Origin of the sequence: Pandoraea anapnoica, from assembly GCF_902459765.1 — a bacterium.
Lineage (GTDB): Bacteria > Pseudomonadota > Gammaproteobacteria > Burkholderiales > Burkholderiaceae > Pandoraea > Pandoraea anapnoica.
In genome coordinates this window covers 351,895-371,915 of the sequence record NZ_CABPSP010000001.1, presented here as the reverse complement: position 1 = coordinate 371,915, position 20,021 = coordinate 351,895, and the positions used below count along the sequence as shown (strand labels likewise).

Below are 20,021 nucleotides of genomic sequence, written 5' to 3'. Positions count from 1 at the left end.
CGACAGATAAAACACCATATCGCGGTGTAGCACAGCATTCCGCTGCTTAAAACGACGCGTCGCGCCATCACCTCGTCCGAAACCCGCATCACGCCTCGCGTCAACCATCAACGGGACGAGCCGCACCGGAATTTGCTATAAACGCAGAAAGCGTCATCTGCTACATCGTCTGCGCTTTACCCCGGCACCCCCGTGCTGCACCTCTTGCCGTACCTCGTTCGCTTACTCTCGTTGCCGCGACGGCAGCGTCATGCCTCATGCTCGTTCCACTGATAGTTGCCTGCGCGCTGTTCATGGAGAACATGGATTCCACCGTGTTGTCCACCTCCTTGCCGTTGATCGCGAAAGATCTCGGCGAGAGCCCGATCACGCTCAAGCTCGCCCTCACGACGTACCTCATCAGCCTCGCGGTCTTCATTCCGGTCAGTGGATGGATCGCCGATCGCTTCGGCACGCGTAACGTCTTTCGCACCGCCATCGGCGTGTTCGTCGTCAGTTCCATCTGCTGTGGCATCTCGACCAACTTGTCGGAGCTGGTGATTGCACGCTTCGTGCAGGGCATGGGGGGCGCCATGATGGTGCCCGTGGGGCGACTCGCACTGCTGAAGTCGGTGGAGAAGCGCGACATGGTGCGCGCGCTCAACTACCTCACGATCCCGGCGCTGGTCGGTCCGGTGCTCGGTCCGCCGCTCGGCGGCTTCATCACGACGTACTGGCACTGGCGCTGGATCTTCTTCATCAACATCCCCATCGGCGTGCTCGGTTTCATCCTCGCGACGAAATTCATCCCCGATCTTTATGAAGACGAAGTGCCGCCGCTCGACGTCAAGGGCTTCCTGCTCTCGGGCTCCGGGTTGTCGATCCTGATGCTCGGCCTGTCGACCATCGGTCGTCACCTGATTCCGACGCCGCTCGCCCTCGGACTGGTCGCCATTGGCGCTGCGCTGATCGTCGCGTATCTGCGTCACGCGAAAGGGATTGCGCATCCATTGTTGCGGCTCGATCTCTTTCGCATCCCCACGTTCCGCGCCGGTGTCGGTGGCGGCACGCTGTTTCGCATCGGCGTGGGCGCGACACCGTTTCTCCTGCCGCTGATGCTGCAACTCGGCTTCGGCATGACACCGCTGGAGTCGGGCGCACTGACCTTCATCTCCGCGGCCGGTGCGATGTTCATGAAGACGCTCTCCCTGCGCATTCTTCAGCGCTGGGGGTTCCGCCGTGTACTGATGACGAATGCGGTCATTGCCGCGGCGACCATCGGGGGGTATGGACTCTTCACCGACCAGACGTCGCACCTGGTGATTCTCGGCACGCTGCTGGTCGGCGGTTGTTTCCGCTCGCTGCAATTCACGAGTCTGAATGCGATTTCCTACGCCGACGTGCCGGGGCATCGCATGAGTCAGGCGACGAGCCTTGCCAGCGTCGCACAACAAGTGTCGCTCACGCTCGGGATTACGATTGGCGCGGCGGTGTTGCAGACGTCGTCGTGGCTGCATGGGCGCGACCATGTGACGAACGTCGACTTCCCGTGGGCGTTCCTCGTCGTCGGCCTGATCGCCGTCAGCTCGACCATTTCGATTGCGCGGCTTTCGCGCGATGCGGGCAGTGAGCTGGCGCAGCGCACCTGATACGCTTCACGAACGCATAAAAAAAGCCCGAGACTTCACGTCCCGGGCTTTTTTTTGCGCGATGTGCCGCATCGGGCGACACAAACGTCAGCGCATCGCTTAGCGGAAGATCACCGTCTTGTGGCCGTTGAGCAGAATGCGGTGCTCGGCATGAAAGCGCACGGCGCGCGCGAGGGCCACACATTCCACGTCGCGACCGATGGCGGTCAGTTGCTCGGGGTCCATCGTGTGGTCGACGCGCTCGACTTCCTGCTCGATGATCGGACCTTCGTCGAGGTCGGACGTCACGTAATGCGCCGTCGCCCCGATCAGCTTCACGCCGCGGTCGAACGCCTGATAGTACGGCTTCGCGCCCTTGAAGCTCGGCAGGAACGAATGGTGGATGTTGATAGCGCGGCCCGCAAGCTTCTTGCACAGGTCGCTGGAGAGCACCTGCATGTAACGGGCCAGCACCACCAGATCGATGTTGTTGTCTTCGACCAGCTCGAACACCTTGGCTTCCTGCGCAGCCTTCGACTCGGGCGTCGCGTTCATGAGCGGCAGATAATGGAACGGGATGTTGTAGCTCGCCGCCAGTTGGTAGAAATCCTTGTGGTTTGAGACGATCACCGGGATTTCGACGTTGAGCTGGCCGGTCTTGTAGCGGAACAGCAGGTCGTTCAGGCAATGGCCGATCTTCGACACCATCAGCATGACGCGCGGCTTGATCGACGCGTCGACCAACTCCCATTCCATCTCAAACTGCTCAGCCAGCGGTGCAAAGTCACGCTGGAGCGACGCCAGATCGGTCTGGCCCGGCAGTTGCTGAAAATGCACGCGCATGAAGAAGCCGCCCGTGAAGCGATCGTTGAACTGCGCCGAGTCGAGAATGTTGCCGCCGCGCTCGACCAGGAAACCGGCCACCGTGTGGACGATGCCGGGACGGTCCGGGCAGGACAACTTCAGAATGTAGCTATTTTCGATCGGTGCCATGATTGCTCCTGGGCAAAGGCTTGCAATGAGCGTTGCAGTGTTGAAATTCGGTGCTTCGATGTCGGCCAGACGCACACTCGGCATTCGGCGCAGTCCGGCGCGGGCTCACTCGTCCGCTGGCTTGAACAACGCCTCGATACCGGCGCAGTCCTTCACGCGAATCGCGCCTTCGCGCAGCAGAAAATCGAGGCTCGCGAGGCTTGCATCGACCGTCATCTTGCCGCGCGCGATCACATCGCGTACGTCGCCCGCCGAGCACAGCCAGTGGGCGCTGGCCTCGCCGTCCTGATTCTCGGGAACGAACCCGCGCGGCAGCGCAAGATCGTAGACGAAAATCTGCTCGGACTGCACGCCCTCGGGAATTTCCGCGAGGATGTGCAGCGTGCGGCCCGGACGCGCCTCGTTTGCCAGATGCGCCGGAATACCGGCTTCTTCCCAGCATTCCTTGACCAGCGTGTCGCCCACACCAATGCCGTTACCGATGCCCCCGGCCGCCGCATTGTCGAGACAACCGGGATCGGTGGCCTTGAGCACGCTGCGACGCGCGATCCACATCTTCGGCGCTTCGCCGACGAAGCGAGCGGGCACGTAGCCGTTCACATGCACAGCGAAGGTGCGCGTGCCGAAAAAACGGGAGGCGGCGCGTTCGATCCATGCGAGCGGCGTGTCGTAAAGACGCTGACGGATCGCGTAATGCTCGTTGCGCCAGCCGGTGATGCGTCCCTCGGCGGCGAGGGCTTCGATCACGGGTGCCAGCGCCGCCGTGCGGGCTTCGCACGTATCGTGACGCGGATGAATGCGCACGGCGAGCGAGCTGACCTCGAACACGTCGGGCCAGCGGCACAGCGACCCGACGTCGCTACGGCGAATCCATCCAAAACGCTGCGAGCCGATCACGAGCGGCAGATGCGCTCGGTCGTCGAAGCGGCGCGCCGCCGCAATACAAGCAAAAGACATACGTCAGAGACCGGACGCGCGCCAGGCGTTGGCGCACGAAATCGAGGCAAAAGCGGCATTTTACAGAAGCGGCGAAGAGTTCGCCCGAAGCGCGAGGAATGACCGCCCCGCGCCCGCACACATCGGCCGTCGGCCAAGGCTTACCGATTTCGGCCCCGGCGTACGGTGCAACCACACAGACGTTCGCCGCTCAGCCCTTCACCCGCTCGCCTTTCGGGTCGTACAGCGCGCGCAGCTGCACCCGCGCGTCGAGTAGTTCGCCCGCGAGATCGACCTGATAACGACCGGCCTCGATGTACTCGGCGGACACCGGCCCGTCCGGGTTCGTCAGATAGGCGAGGCCCACGGGAGCGTCGATGGTGTGACCGAAGGCCGCCGAGGAGATGAACCCAACAGGCTGACCGTCACGCAACACCGCTTCACCGCCCCACAGCATCTTGTCGCTCGCCCCGTCGAGCGCGACGCTGACGAGCCGACGGCGCACGCCTTTCGACTTCGCAAGTTCGACGGCGGTGCGTCCCGTGAAGGCGATGTCGCTCGCCAGCTTGCAGGCAAACGTCAAACCCGCCTCGACCGGGTTCGCATCCGGCGTCAGTTCGCGTCCCCATGCGCGATAGCCCTTCTCGATGCGCAACGAATCGATGGCGTAGTAGCCCGCGTCCTTCAACCCGAACGCAACACCCGCCGCATGCAACGTCTCGTAGACGCCAACCGCGAATTCGACCGGCACGTACAGCTCCCAGCCAAGTTCGCCCACGTAGGTCAGGCGCGTCGCGCGCACCGTCGCGTAGCCGAGATCGATCTCGCGGCTCGTGCCGAACGGGAAGGCCTCGTTGGAGAAATCCGCTTTGGATACCTGCTGCAACAGCGCGCGCGAGTTCGGTCCCATCAGCGCGAGCACGGCGTACTGGCCGGTGACGTCAACCACCGTGCAGCGCGGATCGTCGGGCAGGCTCGCGATGCGCCGCTCCAGATAGTCCATGTCGCGTGTCGTCTGCGCCGAGCCCGTGACCATCAAATATTGGTCCGGCGCGAGGCGCGTGAGCGTGAAGTCCGATTCGTAGCCGCCGCGCTCGTTGAGCATGGCGGTGTACACGGTGCGACCCGGCGCGACGGCGACATCGTTACTGCACAAGGTCTGCAACACGCGTTCGGCGTCGCGTCCCTTGATCAGCAGCTTCGAGAACGAACTCATGTCGAAAAGCGCTACGGCGTCGCGGCACGCATGATGCTCCGCCGCACTCCACGCGTGCCAGTTCTGCTGACCGAAGCTGTAATCGATGCTCGCCTGTTCGGGCGACGGTGCAAAGAAATTCGGCCGCTCCCAGCCCATCTTGCTGCCGAAGCACGCGCCCTTCGCGAGCAACGTCGCGTACAGCGGCGAGCGTCGGAACGGACGCGCCGTATCGAGTTCGCGATTCGGCCACGGCATGGCGTAATGCAGACCCAGCGTTTCCTTCACGCGATCGTGCAGCCATGCGTCGTTGCCGTTAAAACCCGCGAAGCGCCGGATGTCGACCGGCCAGAGATCCATTGTCGGCTCGCCCGCCACGATCCACTCGGCAAGCGCCATCCCCGCGCCGCCTGCCGACGCGATGCCCATCGAATTGAAGCCCGCGCCGACGTAAAAATTCCGGAGCTCGGGTGCTTCGCCGAGGATGAAGTTGTTGTCCGGCGTGAAGGATTCCGGCCCATTGTAGAACTGGCGGATCTGCGCCGTCTCCAGCGCGGGCACGCGAATGAGCGCGTTCTCCATGAGGATCTCGAACTGATCCCAGTCGTCGGGCAACAACTGGAATTCGAAATTCTCGGGAATGCCGTTCATGCCCCACGGCTTGGCGTTCGGCTCGAAACCGCCCATCACGAGACCGCCGACTTCTTCCTTGAAGTAGATATAGCCGTCGGGATCGCGCATGACCGGCAGATCGGTATGCACGCCCGGGATACGGTCGGTGACGATGTAGTAGTGCTCGGCGGAATGCAACGGCACGGTCACGCCGCACATGCGCCCCACGGCCTTGGCCCACTGACCGGCACAGTTGACGACGATCTCGGCGTCGATGCGTCCGTGCTCGCCGTCCTTGTTCTGCCACGACACACCCGTCGCTGTGCGAATGCCATTGGGCGACGCCGTGTGAATCTGCGTGATACGCGTGTTCTCCGCGATGCGCACGCCCCGGCTGCGCGCACCGCGTGCGAGCGCCTGCGTCAGGTCGGTCGGGTTGGCCTTGCCGTCGCCGGGCAGCCACACGGCCCCCACGAGATCGTCGGTGCGCATGACCGGCCAGAGTTCGCCCGCTTCGCGCGGCGAGATCACGTCGCACTGCACGCCGTAAGCGCGCGCCACGGCTGCCGTGCGCTTGAGCTGCGTCATACGCTCGGCGCTACGTGCCACCGACAGCGACCCGCACTGCTTCCATCCCGTGCCAAGCCCCGTTTCCGCTTCCAGTTCGCTGTAGAGCTTCGTGGAATAGCGGATGAGCTTCGTCATGCTTTCCTGCGAACGCAATTGCCCCACCAGCCCGGCGGCATGCCACGTGGTGCCGCACGACAACTGTCCTTGTTCCAGCAACACGACATCGGTCCAGCCGAGCTTGGCCAGGTGATAGGCGACGGAACAGCCGACGATCCCGCCGCCGACGATGACGACACGGGCATGAGTGGGCAAGGCTGAAGGCATGGATGGACTCCGGAAAGGCTTGCACCGACCGACGCCGGGCAATGACATGAGCGATGACGCGAGACTACTCAAACTTCAAAATCATTGCAATAATTTGCAACATTACAACACACAATGCAACACAAAATTGACGGACACATTGGCGACATCAATGCCGCGGTCACACGTGCGCCATGCCTGCGCCGACATGCCCTCGCCCGTATGCCTTGTGTTTGGTGGTCGTTTACGCAAAAATATACGTCGTATAAATAATGACGAGCAACGCCATGACGACAGCGCACGCTTTCATCGCCACCAGCCTTGACGGCTTCATCGCCCGTACCGATGGCGACATCGACTGGTTGTTGCAACGCGACGATCCCACCGAGGATCACGGCTACGCCGCCTTCATCGCCGACAAGGACGCGATCGTGATGGGGCGCGGTACGTACGAGAAGGTACTAACGATGGGCCCCTGGGCCTACGATCTGCCGGTGACGGTGTTGTCGACGCAACTGGCGAACACGCCGGTACCCGATGCGCTCGATGGAAAAGTGCGCTTCTCCAACCTGGCACCCGGTGCGCTGATGCAGGCGTTGGCGCGGGAGAACGTGGACCGGATCTATGTGGACGGTGGAAAAGTGGTGCAATCGTTTTTGCGCGAAGGACTGATCGCGGACATCGTGGTCACGACGGTGCCGGTGCTGATCGGTGTGGGGAGACCGCTATTCGGCGCATTGTCGGATGACGTGAACTTACAGTTGATCGACAGCCAGCGCTTTGCGTCGGGATTGGTGCAGTCGGCCTATCGGGTTGTGGCATGAGGCGGCCACGCGGAAGGCCTGCACAAGGCACCGGGGTCACGCGAGACGCCATTCTGACGACGGCGCTCGCGCTGCTCGATGAGACGGAAAGTAACGGTGGAAAGGGACTGAGCATGCGCGCGCTGGCCAGTCGGCTCGGCGTCACGCCCATGAGTCTTTACCATCACGTCGAGGATTACGCCGGGTTGCTGCGCGCGTTGTCGGACGCGGTGTATGCCGACGTACTCAAAGACATCGAAGCGGGCCTCGCATGCCATGAGGAAGTGCGCGAGATTCTGATCCGGTATCACGCGGCCGTGCGTCGCCATCCGCAACTAACGCTCGCGATCTTCGCCACACCCGAGGCGTTTGCCGGTGTGACGCGCGAGATCACCGACCGTCTGACCCGGCTGCTGCAAGCCATGACGACGGAACCGCTCCTGTGGCGGGACATCCTTATCGATCATGCGCACGGCAGTGGCCTGCCCGTTGCGCACAACGTCGCGCCCGCCGCGACGCCACCGGACGATGGCGACTATCGGCGGGCGCTCGACGCTCTGTTGTCAGCGCTCGGGCCGCGACGTCAATAAGGCGAGCAGCGTATCGCCCGCCGCTTCGAGTGCGCCGTCGTTATCGACCACCGAAAGCGGAATCCCTTCAGGCGGCGTCCATGCCACGCTGTGCGCGACACGCTTGTCGAGTGCGTCGCCGGATTCTCGGCCACGCTTTGCGAGACGCTGCGCCCGCACTTCCGGGTCGACGCGAATCTCCACCAGATGCAGACGTTCGGCATAGCGCGCGACGACCTGTGCGAGAAACGCGCGCGAGCCATTCACCACGACATTCGCGCCCGCATGCATCCATGCATCGATTTCGATGCCGATGCCGTAACGGTAATCGTGGCTTTCCCAATCGAGCGCGAAGCAACCGAGCGAATGCCGCACCGCGAATTCAGCATGCGACAACGCGATGTGGTTCTCTCCCTCCGAGGGCGGACGCGTGATGTAACGATGCGCGAAGCACACCGGCGCGCGGGGGGGCGACGCGTGATCGAGCTTCGCTCGTGCGTACGCCAGCAACGAGTCCTTGCCCGCACCGGACGGCCCCATCACGTAAAACAGACGTGCGTGATTCATGCAGCTTCCCTGAAGGCAAAACGTTCGAACATGAGGAAGGGCTCGCCCGGCGTCGGTTGCACAAATATGGCGAGACTGTCGACGCGCATCGGCCCGAGCGCCTGCACGCGCGGCTGCCACCAGTCGGTGATGACCGTGGCGTCACCCGCCGTCACACGGTCGGAGAGCGTGACGTGAAAACGATATTCGTCGAACACGTACGGATATCCCCACTGCGCCAGCCACTCGCGCTGACGCGACGTTAGCAGATGCGGATTTCGTTTGGCCAGTTCGGTGTCGTTCATCGGTGCACGCAGCGTGTCGAACGCCTGCACGCAATCGGCCGCCAGCGCGTTCACCGCCTTATCGTCGGCGGCGCCTGCCTTCGGACGCAACGCGACGAAGCCGGGCGACTTGCCGTTATCGGTCCCGATCACGTCGGTATGGACCGTCAGATCGAACGGCACGTGACGCGCCGCCACCGCCGCCGCAATGCCCGACAGATCGCTCAGTCGCGCCTGCGGGGCGAGCCGCATCGGGGCTTTGAGCGTGGCATGCAATCCATAGCGTCGAGGATCGACGGTCAGGTCGTGCAACGAACGCGACAAACCTTCCACCGTCGGCGCATGAAGCGCGCGCGCCGTGATCGCGTCACGCCCGAGCCAGCGGCTGCCCTCGTTCCACCAGCACGAGCCAGACGGCGGTGCGTAGTAGATCGCAAAACGCGCCACCGAGAAGTCGAGTTGCTGTTGTTGCAGTTGCTGTACTTCGTTCATTCTGTCGCCCCCTGCACCACAAGCTGCATACGGTCTGCCGGGAAGTAGGCAATGCCGTATTTGATCGGCTTACCTGCTTCGTCCACATCCGTACTTTCTACGCTCAGCACCGGCTGCTGACGGTTGATCCCAAGGTGACGGGCGATGTCGGCGTCCGGCATGCGTGCACCGATCCGACTCTCGAGACGCGTGTAGTCCTTCACCCCAAAGATAGCGAGCGTGGCGCTGATCGACTCGTGCTCTGCGAACACATCCGGAAAGTCGGGAAAGCGCGACGCAGGAAACCAGTTCTCGCTGTACGCCAGCGGCAATTCGATGCCTTGCGTGTCAAGACTGCGACGGGCCAGCTCCAGCCGATAGACCGCTGCGCCCGCGCGCAGGCCGAGCGCGTGCGCAACACTGCCTTCGGCCTTGAGCTTGTGCGCGGAAATGATCTGCTGCGCGGTCTTCAGATTGTTCTGCGACAAGTTCTCGGTGAAGCGCGTACGGCGTCCGATCACATAACCGATGGCGGCCGCCTGCACGAAGGTGCCCCGTCCGTGTTCGACGTTCACGAGCCCTTGCTCGGCCAGACCGAGAATCGCGCGGCGTACCGTGTGACGATTCACCCCGAAGCGCTGCGCAAGGTCAGTCTCGCTCGGCAGACGGTCGTCCGGCGAGCCGTCGCCATAACGACGCTCGCCGATTTCCGTGGCCAGAATCTGCGCGATCTGCCGCCAGACCGCAACACCGCCGCCACGTTCGAGTTGTGCTGTCATCAAATTGACACCCCGCAAAGTTGTAATGAGGCCGCGAGCAGTACCCCATCTGAAGTTATTGCGATCATACACACGTCTATACGACTAGACAATTATGCCAATCACATCTCCCGACACCCCCCGTGACGAGGACGGCGCCGCCCCGCAGGAAAGGGCAGACCGCGCCCGATGGCTTGCGTTGTTTGCCCGCGCCACGCGCGACGAACTCGACGACGCTATCACCCATTGCCCCGACGCCCCGCAGTTCATTTGGCTGCGCGCCCCGCAGACCGGCCTCGTGCTGGTGCAGGGCCGCGTGGGTGGCAGCGGCGATCGCTTCAACCTCGGCGAGACGACCGTCACGCGTTGCACGCTGCGCCAGCAGGACGGCGTAGTCGGCACCGGCTATGTGTTGGGCCGCGACGCCGAGCGCGCCGTTCGTGTGGCGCGTCTGGACGCCCTGATGCAAATGCCGCAGCACCGCGGCGTGCTTGCCGCCGGTCCGCTCACGGCGATCTCTCAACGTCTGGCTGCCACCGCAGCACAGAGCGACGCCGACGTGGCCGCCAGCCGCGTCGAGTTCTTCACTATGGTCCGGGAGGCCTGAATGTTGACGGCAACCATGCCCGACTGGTCGGCACTGCAACCCGGTTTCGACGATCCGGTCCACGACGCTCAAGGCGTCTTCCGCGCTGTTCTCGACGCGCTCGCCCGCCCCGGCCAGTTGCGCCAGGTCGGTCAACGTCTCGCCCATAGCGAGGAAGCCAGCGTTGCCGCGCGCGCCACGCTGCTCGCACTGGCCGACGCCACAACGCCCGTCTGGCTGCAAGCCTCGCTGGGCGAAGTCGCCAGCGCCCTACGCTTTCACACCGGGGCTCCGCTGCTCAGCGGCGAAGCCAGTCTTGCGCAAGCGCAATTCGCGCTGCTCACCGATCCCGCCAGGTGCCCTGCCCTTGAGCGCTTCGCCTTCGGCACGGCCGAATCGCCTGAACACAGCGCCACGCTGGTCGTCGATGTTCCGACGTTGAGCGTCGGCCACACCAGCGACGGACTGCATCTGCGGCTGCGCGGCCCGGGCATTCAGACCCATGCAGACGTCACCGTCGGTGGTCTCGACACCGCCTTCTGGCAGGCGCGCGCCGCACTCGCACCGCGCTTTCCCGCCGGTCTCGATCTGTTGATCGCCGCTGGCGACACGGTGCTCGGGCTGCCGCGCACCACGCATGTGGAGGTTTGCTGATGTACGTCGCAGTCAAAGGTGGCGAGCGCGCCATCGAACAATCCTGGGACCTGCTCGCCAAAGCGCGACGCGGCAATCCCGACGTCCCCGCGCTCACCGTCACGCAAATTCGCGAGCAGATGCGTCTCGCGGTCTCGCGCGTGATGAGCGAAGGCGCGCTGTACGACGAAACACTCGCAGCGCTGGCCATCAAGCAGGCATCGGGCGATCTGGTCGAAGCGATCTTCTTGCTGCGTGCGTATCGCACGACGTTGCCGCGTCTGGGTACTACGAAGCCGATCGATACGGCGTCGATGCGTCTGTCGCGCCGCATCTCGGCCACGTTCAAGGACGTGCCCGGCGGTCAGGTACTGGGGGCAACGTACGACTACACGCAGCGTCTGCTGGACTTCGCGTTGCTCGCCGAAGGCGCAACGTCCGACGCACCGCTCGCTGGCGAACTGCGCACGAACGCCGCACCGGCCGCAGCGCCACAACCGTGCGCCGCCGCTGAGATCCCGGACGTGCCGCCCATCGCGGCCACCACGCGCGTCACCGACATCATGAAGCGCGACGGTCTGCTCGAACCGCTGAACACCGACGGCGCCGACCCCGAGCCGCACGACCTCGTGCACTCGCCACTCTTCACGCCAGCGTCGCGCACGGCTCGGTTGCAGAACCTCGCGCGCGGCGACGAAGGCTTTTTGCTCGCGCTCGGCTATTCCACACAGCGCGGTTACGGCAACGATCACCCGTTCGCGGGCGAAATCCGCCTGGGTCAGGTGTCCATCGAGATCGAACCGGAAGAACTCGGCTTCGCCATCGACATCGGCGAGATCGCGGTGACGGAGTGCCAGATGGTCACGCAGTTCGGTGGCAATCAGGACACCCCGCCGCAGTTCACGCAGGGCTACGGACTGACGTTCGGCCACAACGAGCGCAAGGCGATGGCCATGTCGCTCGTCGACCGCGCACTGCGGACGAACGAACTTGGCGACGAAGCCACCTCGCCCGCGCAGCAGCAGGAATTCGTGCTTTATCACAGCGACAACGTCGAAGCGTCGGGCTTCGTGCAGCACTTGAAGCTGCCGCACTACGTCGACTTCCAGGCCGAGCTGGAACTGGTGCGCCGTCTGCGCGCCGAGCACGCCACGAAATACGGCACGAACGGCACGCAAGCAAGCGACGACGCCACTGCCCTTGCCGCCCAGAACACTCAGGAGGCCGCATGAACGACGCCGCCACGTTGCAAGACACCGCCCAACCGTCTGCGGCCAGCGCCGCCACAGCCGACGGCTACAACTTCGCGTTCCTCGACGAACACACCAAGCGCATGATCCGCCGCAGCCTGCTCAAGGCGGTGGCCATTCCCGGCTATCAGGTGCCGTTCGGCAGCCGTGAAATGCCGCTGCCGTACGGCTGGGGCACGGGCGGAATTCAGGTCAGCGCCGCCGTAATCGGGGCCGACGACACGCTCAAGGTCATCGATCAGGGCGCTGACGACACGACCAACGCCGTGAACATCCGTCGCTTCTTTGCGCGCACGGCCGGTGTCGCCACCACGACGAAGACGTCGGAGGCGACCGTCATCCAGACACGTCACCGCATTCCCGAAGTCTCGCTGCACGACGGCCAGATCCTCGTGTTTCAGGTGCCGATGCCCGAACCGATGTTCCGTCTGGAGCCGCGCATCGTTGAATCGCGCAAGCTGCATGCGCTCGGCGAATACGGCCTGATGCGCGTGCGTCTGTACGAAGACATCGTGCGTCACGGCGCAATCGCGACGACTTACGACTACCCGGTCATCGTCAACGGGCGCTATCTGATGTCGCCCTCCCCGATTCCGAAATTCGACAACCCCAAGCTGCATATGAATCCGGCGCTGCAACTCTTCGGTGCGGGACGCGAACGACGTCTGTACGCGATTCCGCCGTACACGTCGGTCGAGAGTCTCGACTTCGACGACTACCCGTTCGAAATCCAGAAGTGGGACGCGCATTGCGCCCTGTGCGGCGCAACCGACAGCTTCCTCGACGAAGTCATCACCGACGACGAAGGCACGCGCATGTACGTGTGCTCGGACAGCGATTACTGCGGTGACCGTACGTCCGCGAACATGGCAGATGTGGCGCACGCCGCGAAGGAGCGCGCATGAACGCCGTGATGGATGCCGCGCAACCGGTCGAACGTCATGCGGCACAACTGGACGAACCGCTGCTGCGCGTGGCGGGACTGGGCAAACACTACGGCGATCGCATCGGCTGCGCCGACGTGAGCTTCGATCTGTGGCCGGGCGAAGTGGTCTGCGTGGTCGGCGAGTCCGGCTCGGGCAAGTCGACGCTGCTTAACGCGCTGGCTCTCCGGCACGAGATCGACGCCGGATCGCTCCACTATCGCGGCACCGACGGCCTGTTGCACGACCTGCAGGCGCTTGACGAAGCGCACAAGCGTCGTCTGCTGCGCACCGAGTGGGGGTTCGTCGAGCAAAACCCGCGCGACGGGCTGCGCATGAACGTGTCGGCCGGCGGCAACATCGGCGACCGTCTGATGGCCGTCGGTGCGCGTCACTTTGGGGACATCCGCGAGAAGGCGCGTCACTGGATGGCGCAGGTCGAACTCGATCCGGCGCGCGTGGACGAGATGCCCGGTGCGTTCTCGGGGGGCATGCAGCAGCGTCTGCAAATCGCCCGCAACCTCGTGACCGAGCCGCGTCTCGTGTTCATGGACGAGCCGACCGCCGGACTCGACGTGTCGGTGCAGGCACGTCTTCTGGACCTGCTGCGCTCGCTCGTGGAGCGCCTTCATCTTGCCGCCATCATCGTCACGCACGATATCGGGGTGGCGCGACTCATCGCGCATCGCCTGATCGTCATGCAGGCGGGGCGCGTGGTCGAAGCCGGGTTGACCGATCAGGTCCTCGACGACCCGCAACATCCCTACACGCAATTGCTGGTTTCCTCGGTACTGCCCGTATGAACTCCGGAACGAACCTTACTACGTCTGCAACGTCGCTCGGTGGCGCGGCACTCTCGCTCGGCACACGCGAAGACGACGTCATGCTGCGCGCACAAGGACTGCACAAGACCTTCCGACTGCACGCACAGGGCGGCGCGGCGATTCCGGCACTCGAAGGTGTCGATCTCACGGTGCGACGCGGCGAGTGCGTAGCGCTCGTTGGCCCTTCGGGCTCGGGCAAGAGCACGCTGCTGCGTTGTCTGTACGGCAACTATCTCGCGGGCGAAGGCCGTATCGAGATTCGTCACGACGCGGGTCAGGGCGAACACTGGGTCGATCTGACGACCGCTACCGCCCGCGAAGTGCTCTCCGTGCGACGCACGACACTCGGCTATGTCAGCCAGTTTCTGCGTGTGATTCCGCGCGTCACCACGCTCGACATCGTGGCGGAGCCGCTGCGACGTCTGGGTCATGGCGACGCCGACGCGGCCGGTCGTGCGCGCGATCTGCTCGCGCGCCTGAACATCCCCGAGCGCCTCTGGTCGCTTGCCCCGGCGACGTTCTCCGGCGGCGAACAACAACGCATCAACATCGCGCGCGGGCTGATCGCCGCAGCACCGGTGCTACTGCTCGACGAGCCGACGGCGTCGCTCGACGCGCAGAACCGCGCCGTGGTCTCGCAACTGATTACCGAAGCCCGTGCAGCGGGGAGCGCCATTGTGGGCATCTTCCACGACGAGGCGACCCGCGACGAAGTGGCGACGCGAACGCTCGCCATGCGTCCGGTGCTTCGTCCCGCACATTGATCCCCCGGAGTCTGTCCATGCTTATCAAGAACGCTCGCATCGTCACACCCGACACGACCTTCACCGGCGTGGTCGAGGTCCGCGAGGGTCTCATCCACGCGGTGGAGGAAGGGACGACGCAGTCCACTGAAGCCGTCGACTGGGAAGGCGACTATCTGGTGCCGGGGCTTGTCGAGTTGCACACCGACAATCTGGAGAAGCACCTCGCGCCGCGCCCCGGCGTGTACTGGAACACGCACGCCGCGTTTGCGATTCACGACGCACAGGTCGCCGCTGCAGGTATCACGACGGTGTTCGACTCGCTGGTCATCGGCGAGCGCGACGCGTCGGGTCTGCGCAGCCGCAAGCTGCAGGCCGAGTGCGGTCAGGCACTGCTCGACACCATCGATGCGGGGCTGTTCCGTGCGGACCACTTCCTGCATTTGCGCTGCGAAATCGCGACGCAGGACGCGGCCGACACGTTCGCCGACATGTGCGATCACCCGCTGCTGCGTCTCGTATCGGTGATGGATCACACGCCGGGTCAGCGTCAGTGGCACGACCCTGTGCTGCACCGTCAGTACCACGAGCGCAACGGCAAGGTGCCGGACGCGCAGTGGGACGCGATGCTGGCCGATCTGCGTGCGCAGCAGGAAATGTATGCGATTCCGCATCGCCGCACGATTGTCGAGATGAGCCGTGCACGCGGCTTGCCGCTCGCAAGCCACGACGACACGTCGCTCGAACACGTGGAAGAAGCGGAGCGTGACGGTGTGGCGTTGTCGGAATTTCCGACGACGCTGGTCGCAGCACGTGCAGCGCACGACAAGTCGATTGGCGTGATCATGGGGGCACCGAACGTGGTGCGTGGCGGTTCGCACTCGGGCAATGTGGCGGCTGCGGAACTAGCACGTGAAGACGTGCTCGACATTCTGTCGTCGGACTATGTCCCGGCGAGTTTGCTGCAAGCGGCGTTCCAGTTGCACAACGACCACGCCGACTGCGGCTGGACACTCTCCAAGGCCATGCGCACGGTGTCGTGGAATCCGGCGCAGTCGGCAGGTCTCACGGATCGTGGCGGCATCAAGCCGGGCCTGCGCGCCGACATGGTGCGCGTGGCCGTGCGCCCCGGCATGCCACCGATTCCGCGTGAGACGTATATGGTGGGGCAGCGGATCGCCTGATGTGACGGTATCGCGACGGAAGACTGTCGCGGTGGCAGGCAAGCCGTAAAAATGAAAGGGCGCTTCGGCGCCCTTTTTTCGTTTCGTCGACTCCGATGCGCTGCGGTCGGAAGTCCCGCTAGGAAATTTCGTCGCGATTGTCAATGCAAAGGTTGACAGCTAGACCCGCAATGCACGGCGTCTCTACACTTTGATGACCGGCGCATCCTGATGCCGTACAGCGCCGCGCAGCGCACTCATGACGAGCGTCGGCTCATGACTCGCACCCTCAATGGATCGACAGGAGTATCGCGATGACATCGAACAGAATCAGGGGATCGTTTCAGGCCGGAACGTTCATGAATGCGGCAAGGCGCCCGGAAAGAACACTCGATCAGATACGTCTGCTTTCCAACCCTTACCCGGCAGAACGTCCCTTCGCCATTCAATCCGTAGCGCCATGGGGATTTGTCTTGCCCGGCGAGTTTGTCGATTCTTTCTTTCCGATCTATGTTGAGATGGACGCCCACCGCGTTCCCTTCGGATCTACGTTCATTCTGCATTTCGTGTCGGAAGACGGGACGGGTGCCCAAGAGGCGCGTCAGCTTTACCTTGGCCCCGAGCCCATCGCCACAATGACGCTACCCAATGCCTGGCTCACTCCCTTCATCGGAAAGCACGCAACGATCCACTACGAAGTCGAGTGGCCCGACGGGCAACGCTATCCCGGGCCCGGAATTGACTTCCTCATCACGCCGTTTCTGAACCCGCAGCAGGTCCATTTCGAAGGATTGGCTGATGGTGAGGCGCTGGACCCGGAGAAATTTCCGGACGGCATTCTGTCCACGGTTCGCCGAATTCCCACGCTCGAGCCCTACCACTTGCCGATTCTTCGCTTCGGCGTGGTCGGCTGGAAACCGCCGTCCTACACGACGATCCAGGCTCGCGAGTACCGACTCGACGGACTGGCGAACGGACCGGTCAGCGTGAAGATCGACCCGGGTGCCTATAGCGGACTCTACGAACAGGGCTACACGGAGATTTTCACGACCTCGTTGCTGGACGTGCAGATGGTTCCATCCCCGAACCCAAGCATGAGGGAGTTCTTCGTAGTAGGGAGTTTTGACGTCCTTCCGCCCAGCCGCTGAACGCAAAAACAGCGCCGAAGCGGCGGGCAACCCCTGGCGGGCACGCGGCAGATTTGCGACGGCCTGCGTAATGGCCACTATCGACAGGGGCATCGCCATGACATCTCACACGTTCCAGAGCAGGCTTATTCCGGGTCGGTCCATCGGCCGGTCGGCACCCGCCATCCGGGCCCCGGCATCTCGTACTAACTGTGTTTCCATGGCCGAATCGGCCCACCGCACTGCATATGAATCTCGGCAGGCGCGAGATCGTCGGCCCCAGCAAGTAAGAAACGGAATAGGGCGCCGAAGCGCCCTATTCCCCATTCATCACATCATTCGTGCTAAATCCGTCAGATCACCATCTTGCGCACGCGGGCCGAGAAGACGTCGATACACGTCACCACGATCACCATGATCACCATCACCGCGCACGTCTGGGCATACTGGAAGCTGCGAATCACTTCGTAGAGCACCACACCGATGCCGCCTGCGCCCACCATCCCCACCACCGACGCCGAACGCACGTTCGACTCGAAGCGGTACAGCGTGTACGAGATCCACAGCGGCATGACCTGCGGCAGCACGCCGTACAGGATTTCGTCGATGGCGCGAGCGCCCGTCGCGCGCACGCCTTCCACCGGACGCGGATCGATTGCTTCGACCGCCTCGGCGAACAGCTTCGAGAGCGTGCCCGTCGTGTGCACCCACAGCGCGAGCACACCGGCGAAGGGCCCGAGGCCCACCGCCACGATGAAGAGCATCGCGAAAACCATTTCGTTAATCGCGCGGCATGCGTCCAGCACGCGACGCACCGGCTGATACACCCATGCCGGCACCATGTTCGACGCCGAGAGCAAACCCATCGGAATCGAGCAGACAACAGCGAGCGCCGTTCCCCACACCGCGATGTGAATCGTCACGAGCATCTCGTTGACGTACACGCGCCAGTCGCGGAAGTCGGGCGGGAAGAAATCGTGCGCGAACTGGCTCATGTTGCCGGAATCGCGAATCAGATCGAGCGGACGCATGTCGGCGCCGCTCCACGACCACACCAGGACCAGAAAGAAGATGCCCCAACTGATCAGGGACAGCCACGAACGCTTGGGCGGCTCGCCCGGCAGGCGGCCATTGGCAGTGATTGATGCGCTGGTGTTCATGTCGAGTACCACATGTCATACCGGCGCTGCTGCCACCGGCGAAATTTCGGACCACTGAGGAGACGGCGGCCCCGGGGGTACCGGGTCCGCCGAATGGCTTACTTCGTCTTGTTCAGCTCTTTGTCGAGTGCTGCCAGCTTGCTGTCGAGGTCGGCCAGTTGCGTCTTCTTCTTGGCGGCGTCGATGTTGGCGTCCGACTCAAGCTGCACCTTCTGCTTGAACAGTTCGAGCTGACGGATCGGCAGCAGTTGAGCATCCGACGACGCGCGGAAACCGCCGTAGTTGTAGATGTTCTTCAGCACTTCCTTCTCGTGCGCGTCCTTGCCGTAGGAGAGGAAGAAGTCGCGGATCTTCTTCTTCGTGCCGTCCGGCAGGTCCTTGCGCCACAGCAGCGGGTCCGACGGAATCAGCGGCGACTTCCAGATCACGTGCACCAGCTTGGCCTTCTCCGGCTGCGTGGCTTCGAGCTTGTTGAGCTCTTCGGTGTTGTTCGTCGCGACGTCGACCTGATTGTTGATCACCGCCATCAGGTTCGCGCCGTGGTTCGAGCTACGTGCCGTCTTGAAGTACGTGCGCGGATCGATGTTGTTCTTCGCGAACACGTAGTAGCCCGGCACCAGCGTGCCCGACGTCGACGTCGGATCGCCCAGACCGAAGTTGATCTTCTTGCCGTTCTTGATCACGTCGTCAAGCGTCTTGTACGGGCTCGATGCGTTCGAGATCAGCAGCGAGTAATAACCCTCGGTGCCGTCGGCGTACATGATCTTCGCGAAGACTTCGCCTTGCGAACGGTCAACGGCTTCCATCGCGCCCTTGTTGCCCATCCATGCGAGCTGCACCTTGTTGAAGCGCATGCCTTCGATCACGCCAGCGTAGTCGGTGGCGAAGAACGGGGTCACCTTGATGCCCGTTTGCTTCTCCATATCGTCGATCAGCGGCTGCCAGCGTTGACGCAGGGCTGCGCTGGAATCCGTCGAGATGATGCCGAAGTTGATTTCCTGCGCGTGTGCCGCCGCTACCGAGGCGAACATGGCCGCGCCGGCCAGCAGGGTTTTCCACAGTTTCATGAGAGCAAGCTCCTGGTCAGATAGGACTTAAGTGAGGCTTAGGGACATCGAGGTGAGGAATGGGGCTTCCGCATCGGCCGGCTTCGCTTCGCCAATCGCCGAGGCTTCGGAATCTTCCGAGTTTTCGTTCAACAGTTCGCCCGCTTGCACGCCATACAAACGGCGCAGCAGGTCCGGCGTGAGCGCCGAGGACGGGCCGTCGTACACCACGCGGCCCTGATGCAGCGCCACGGTGCGCACGCAGTAGCGCATGGCAACGTCCACCTGGTGCAGTGAGACGACCACCGTCAGTTTGTGATCGCGGTTCATGCGCGCGAGCATGTCCATCACCTTGCGCGCCGATTCCGGATCGAGCGACGCAATCGGCTCGTCCGCGAGAATGATCTTCGCGCCCTGCACGAGCGTGCGTGCGAGTGCTGCGCGCTGTTGCTGACCGCCCGAGAGCGTGCTGGCGCGCTGGTAGGCAAAGTCGGCGATGCCGACTTCGGCCAGTGCCTTGAGGGCGGCCTGACGCTCAGCCGTCGTGAAGCGGAACATCAGGCTGCGCCACAGCGGCACGCGGGCCAGCAGCCCCGTGAGCACGTTGGTGATGACCGGCAGGCGGCCCACCAGATTGAATTGCTGGAAGACGAAACCGATGTCGCGACGAATCTGACGCACCTCGCGCACGATGCGGCCGTCGCGCTGGATCGGACGACCCAGAATTTCGATGCTGCCCGGCTGCTGGTCTGCAGGCACGAAGCCCGCGATGTGACGCATCAGCGTCGACTTGCCCGAGCCGGAGGCCCCGATCAGGGCGATCATTTCGCCTGGCATGACTTTGAGCGCCACTTCGTCGAGCGCACGGCGGCTCCCGAAGGTCTTGGTCAGTCGCTCGATTCGAATCGCTTCGTCCACG

Annotated in this window: 20 protein-coding genes; 11 read left to right on the top strand and 9 right to left on the bottom strand. The window is 63.5% G+C overall.

Features of this window, described 5'->3' with window-relative positions; translation table 11 throughout:
* Positions 1-257 precede the first annotated feature (257 nt).
* On the top strand, positions 258-1,628 hold the full coding sequence (locus PAN31117_RS01825; RefSeq protein WP_150736667.1) for a DHA2 family efflux MFS transporter permease subunit: 1,371 nt from the start codon (positions 258-260) through the stop codon (positions 1,626-1,628).
* A 99-nt stretch (positions 1,629-1,727) separates the two neighbouring features.
* Here PAN31117_RS01825 and purU read toward each other — a convergent pair whose 3' ends face one another.
* From purU to PAN31117_RS01810, 3 genes are all read right to left on the bottom strand, one after another.
* Positions 1,728-2,600 carry a formyltetrahydrofolate deformylase gene (gene purU, locus PAN31117_RS01820; RefSeq protein ID WP_046290690.1) on the bottom strand — a complete coding sequence of 291 codons (873 nt, stop codon included), beginning with the start codon at positions 2,598-2,600 and terminating at the stop codon, positions 1,728-1,730.
* A 105-nt stretch (positions 2,601-2,705) separates the two neighbouring features.
* Positions 2,706-3,557 (bottom strand): NUDIX hydrolase, encoded by an 852-nt coding sequence (locus PAN31117_RS01815; RefSeq protein ID WP_150736666.1) that lies wholly within the window; start codon positions 3,555-3,557, stop codon positions 2,706-2,708.
* A gap of 190 nt (positions 3,558-3,747) precedes the next feature.
* Complete coding sequence (locus PAN31117_RS01810) at positions 3,748-6,237, bottom strand: GcvT family protein (RefSeq protein WP_150736665.1); 2,490 nt, start codon at positions 6,235-6,237, stop codon at positions 3,748-3,750.
* A 266-nt stretch (positions 6,238-6,503) separates the two neighbouring features.
* Between PAN31117_RS01810 and PAN31117_RS01805 the strand changes: the two genes are divergently transcribed.
* Both PAN31117_RS01805 and PAN31117_RS26995 read left to right on the top strand, forming a co-directional pair.
* The gene (locus PAN31117_RS01805; RefSeq protein WP_150736664.1) at positions 6,504-7,040 is read left to right on the top strand and encodes a dihydrofolate reductase family protein; all 537 of its coding nucleotides are present in this window, start codon (positions 6,504-6,506) and stop codon (positions 7,038-7,040) included.
* Positions 7,037-7,609 (top strand): TetR/AcrR family transcriptional regulator, encoded by a 573-nt coding sequence (locus PAN31117_RS26995; RefSeq protein WP_174990760.1) that lies wholly within the window; start codon positions 7,037-7,039, stop codon positions 7,607-7,609. The genes PAN31117_RS01805 and PAN31117_RS26995 overlap by 4 nt, the downstream gene beginning before the upstream one ends.
* Here the strand turns inward: PAN31117_RS26995 and phnN are convergent.
* The 3 genes from phnN to phnF are packed head-to-tail and all read right to left on the bottom strand — an operon-like array spanning position 7,583 to position 9,668.
* The gene (gene phnN, locus PAN31117_RS01795; RefSeq protein ID WP_150736663.1) at positions 7,583-8,155 is read right to left on the bottom strand and encodes a phosphonate metabolism protein/1,5-bisphosphokinase (PRPP-forming) PhnN; all 573 of its coding nucleotides are present in this window, start codon (positions 8,153-8,155) and stop codon (positions 7,583-7,585) included. The two genes, PAN31117_RS26995 and phnN, sit on opposite strands and share 27 nt — an antisense overlap.
* Positions 8,152-8,910 carry a DUF1045 domain-containing protein gene (locus PAN31117_RS01790; protein ID WP_150736662.1) on the bottom strand — a complete coding sequence of 253 codons (759 nt, stop codon included), beginning with the start codon at positions 8,908-8,910 and terminating at the stop codon, positions 8,152-8,154. Before PAN31117_RS01790 ends, phnN begins: the two co-directional genes overlap by 4 nt.
* Positions 8,907-9,668 (bottom strand): phosphonate metabolism transcriptional regulator PhnF, encoded by a 762-nt coding sequence (phnF, locus tag PAN31117_RS01785; RefSeq protein ID WP_150736661.1) that lies wholly within the window; start codon positions 9,666-9,668, stop codon positions 8,907-8,909. The genes PAN31117_RS01790 and phnF overlap by 4 nt, the downstream gene beginning before the upstream one ends.
* A 94-nt stretch (positions 9,669-9,762) precedes the next feature.
* On the opposite strand from phnF, the gene phnG reads away from it, so the two are divergent.
* From phnG to PAN31117_RS01745, 8 genes are all read left to right on the top strand, one after another.
* A complete protein-coding gene (phnG, locus tag PAN31117_RS01780; protein ID WP_150736660.1) occupies positions 9,763-10,254 on the top strand; it encodes a phosphonate C-P lyase system protein PhnG in 492 nt (163 codons plus the stop codon).
* A complete protein-coding gene (phnH, locus tag PAN31117_RS01775) occupies positions 10,255-10,887 on the top strand; it encodes a phosphonate C-P lyase system protein PhnH (RefSeq protein WP_150736659.1) in 633 nt (210 codons plus the stop codon).
* On the top strand, positions 10,887-12,098 hold the full coding sequence (locus tag PAN31117_RS01770; RefSeq protein WP_150736658.1) for a carbon-phosphorus lyase complex subunit: 1,212 nt from the start codon (positions 10,887-10,889) through the stop codon (positions 12,096-12,098). Before phnH ends, PAN31117_RS01770 begins: the two co-directional genes overlap by 1 nt.
* Complete coding sequence (locus PAN31117_RS01765; RefSeq protein WP_150736657.1) at positions 12,095-13,021, top strand: alpha-D-ribose 1-methylphosphonate 5-phosphate C-P-lyase PhnJ; 927 nt, start codon at positions 12,095-12,097, stop codon at positions 13,019-13,021. The genes PAN31117_RS01770 and PAN31117_RS01765 overlap by 4 nt, the downstream gene beginning before the upstream one ends.
* 8 nt (positions 13,022-13,029) lie before the next feature.
* Entirely contained in the window at positions 13,030-13,842 is an 813-nt protein-coding gene (gene phnK, locus PAN31117_RS01760) for a phosphonate C-P lyase system protein PhnK (protein WP_217429626.1), read from the top strand.
* 80 nt (positions 13,843-13,922) lie between these two features.
* Positions 13,923-14,627, top strand: a complete 705-nt coding sequence (gene phnL, locus PAN31117_RS01755; RefSeq protein WP_052253167.1) for a phosphonate C-P lyase system protein PhnL — start codon at positions 13,923-13,925, stop codon at positions 14,625-14,627.
* A 17-nt stretch (positions 14,628-14,644) separates the two neighbouring features.
* The gene (locus tag PAN31117_RS01750; RefSeq protein WP_150736655.1) at positions 14,645-15,790 is read left to right on the top strand and encodes an alpha-D-ribose 1-methylphosphonate 5-triphosphate diphosphatase; all 1,146 of its coding nucleotides are present in this window, start codon (positions 14,645-14,647) and stop codon (positions 15,788-15,790) included.
* Positions 15,791-16,083: 293 nt separating this feature from the next.
* Positions 16,084-16,917 (top strand): hypothetical protein, encoded by an 834-nt coding sequence (locus PAN31117_RS01745; protein ID WP_150736654.1) that lies wholly within the window; start codon positions 16,084-16,086, stop codon positions 16,915-16,917.
* A 332-nt stretch (positions 16,918-17,249) separates the two neighbouring features.
* Here PAN31117_RS01745 and phnE read toward each other — a convergent pair whose 3' ends face one another.
* From phnE to phnC, 3 genes are all read right to left on the bottom strand, one after another.
* Positions 17,250-18,056, bottom strand: coding sequence for a phosphonate ABC transporter, permease protein PhnE (gene phnE, locus PAN31117_RS01740; RefSeq protein WP_150736653.1), 807 nt, complete (start codon positions 18,054-18,056; stop codon positions 17,250-17,252).
* Positions 18,057-18,154: 98 nt separating this feature from the next.
* Positions 18,155-19,123, bottom strand: a complete 969-nt coding sequence (phnD, locus tag PAN31117_RS01735; protein ID WP_150736652.1) for a phosphonate ABC transporter substrate-binding protein — start codon at positions 19,121-19,123, stop codon at positions 18,155-18,157.
* A gap of 27 nt (positions 19,124-19,150) precedes the next feature.
* Positions 19,151-20,020, bottom strand: coding sequence for a phosphonate ABC transporter ATP-binding protein (phnC, locus tag PAN31117_RS01730; RefSeq protein ID WP_150736651.1), 870 nt, complete (start codon positions 20,018-20,020; stop codon positions 19,151-19,153).
* Between the last annotated feature and the right edge of the window lies 1 nt (position 20,021).

Bases quoted from the DNA above. Each gene is read 5' to 3' on its own strand.
- PAN31117_RS01825 (WP_150736667.1), top strand. From the start codon at position 258: ATGCTCGTTCCACTGATAGTTGCCTGCGCGCTGTTCATGGAGAACATG.
- purU (WP_046290690.1), bottom strand. From the start codon at position 2,600: ATGGCACCGATCGAAAATAGCTACATTCTGAAGTTGTCCTGCCCGGAC.
- PAN31117_RS01815 (WP_150736666.1), bottom strand. From the start codon at position 3,557: ATGTCTTTTGCTTGTATTGCGGCGGCGCGCCGCTTCGACGACCGAGCG.
- PAN31117_RS01810 (WP_150736665.1), bottom strand. From the start codon at position 6,237: ATGCCTTCAGCCTTGCCCACTCATGCCCGTGTCGTCATCGTCGGCGGC.
- PAN31117_RS01805 (WP_150736664.1), top strand. From the start codon at position 6,504: ATGACGACAGCGCACGCTTTCATCGCCACCAGCCTTGACGGCTTCATC.
- PAN31117_RS26995 (WP_174990760.1), top strand. From the start codon at position 7,037: ATGAGGCGGCCACGCGGAAGGCCTGCACAAGGCACCGGGGTCACGCGA.
- phnN (WP_150736663.1), bottom strand. From the start codon at position 8,155: ATGAATCACGCACGTCTGTTTTACGTGATGGGGCCGTCCGGTGCGGGC.
- PAN31117_RS01790 (WP_150736662.1), bottom strand. From the start codon at position 8,910: ATGAACGAAGTACAGCAACTGCAACAACAGCAACTCGACTTCTCGGTG.
- phnF (WP_150736661.1), bottom strand. From the start codon at position 9,668: ATGACAGCACAACTCGAACGTGGCGGCGGTGTTGCGGTCTGGCGGCAG.
- phnG (WP_150736660.1), top strand. From the start codon at position 9,763: ATGCCAATCACATCTCCCGACACCCCCCGTGACGAGGACGGCGCCGCC.
- phnH (WP_150736659.1), top strand. From the start codon at position 10,255: ATGTTGACGGCAACCATGCCCGACTGGTCGGCACTGCAACCCGGTTTC.
- PAN31117_RS01770 (WP_150736658.1), top strand. From the start codon at position 10,887: ATGTACGTCGCAGTCAAAGGTGGCGAGCGCGCCATCGAACAATCCTGG.
- PAN31117_RS01765 (WP_150736657.1), top strand. From the start codon at position 12,095: ATGAACGACGCCGCCACGTTGCAAGACACCGCCCAACCGTCTGCGGCC.
- phnK (WP_217429626.1), top strand. From the start codon at position 13,030: ATGGATGCCGCGCAACCGGTCGAACGTCATGCGGCACAACTGGACGAA.
- phnL (WP_052253167.1), top strand. From the start codon at position 13,923: ATGCTGCGCGCACAAGGACTGCACAAGACCTTCCGACTGCACGCACAG.
- PAN31117_RS01750 (WP_150736655.1), top strand. From the start codon at position 14,645: ATGCTTATCAAGAACGCTCGCATCGTCACACCCGACACGACCTTCACC.
- PAN31117_RS01745 (WP_150736654.1), top strand. From the start codon at position 16,084: ATGACATCGAACAGAATCAGGGGATCGTTTCAGGCCGGAACGTTCATG.
- phnE (WP_150736653.1), bottom strand. From the start codon at position 18,056: ATGAACACCAGCGCATCAATCACTGCCAATGGCCGCCTGCCGGGCGAG.
- phnD (WP_150736652.1), bottom strand. From the start codon at position 19,123: ATGAAACTGTGGAAAACCCTGCTGGCCGGCGCGGCCATGTTCGCCTCG.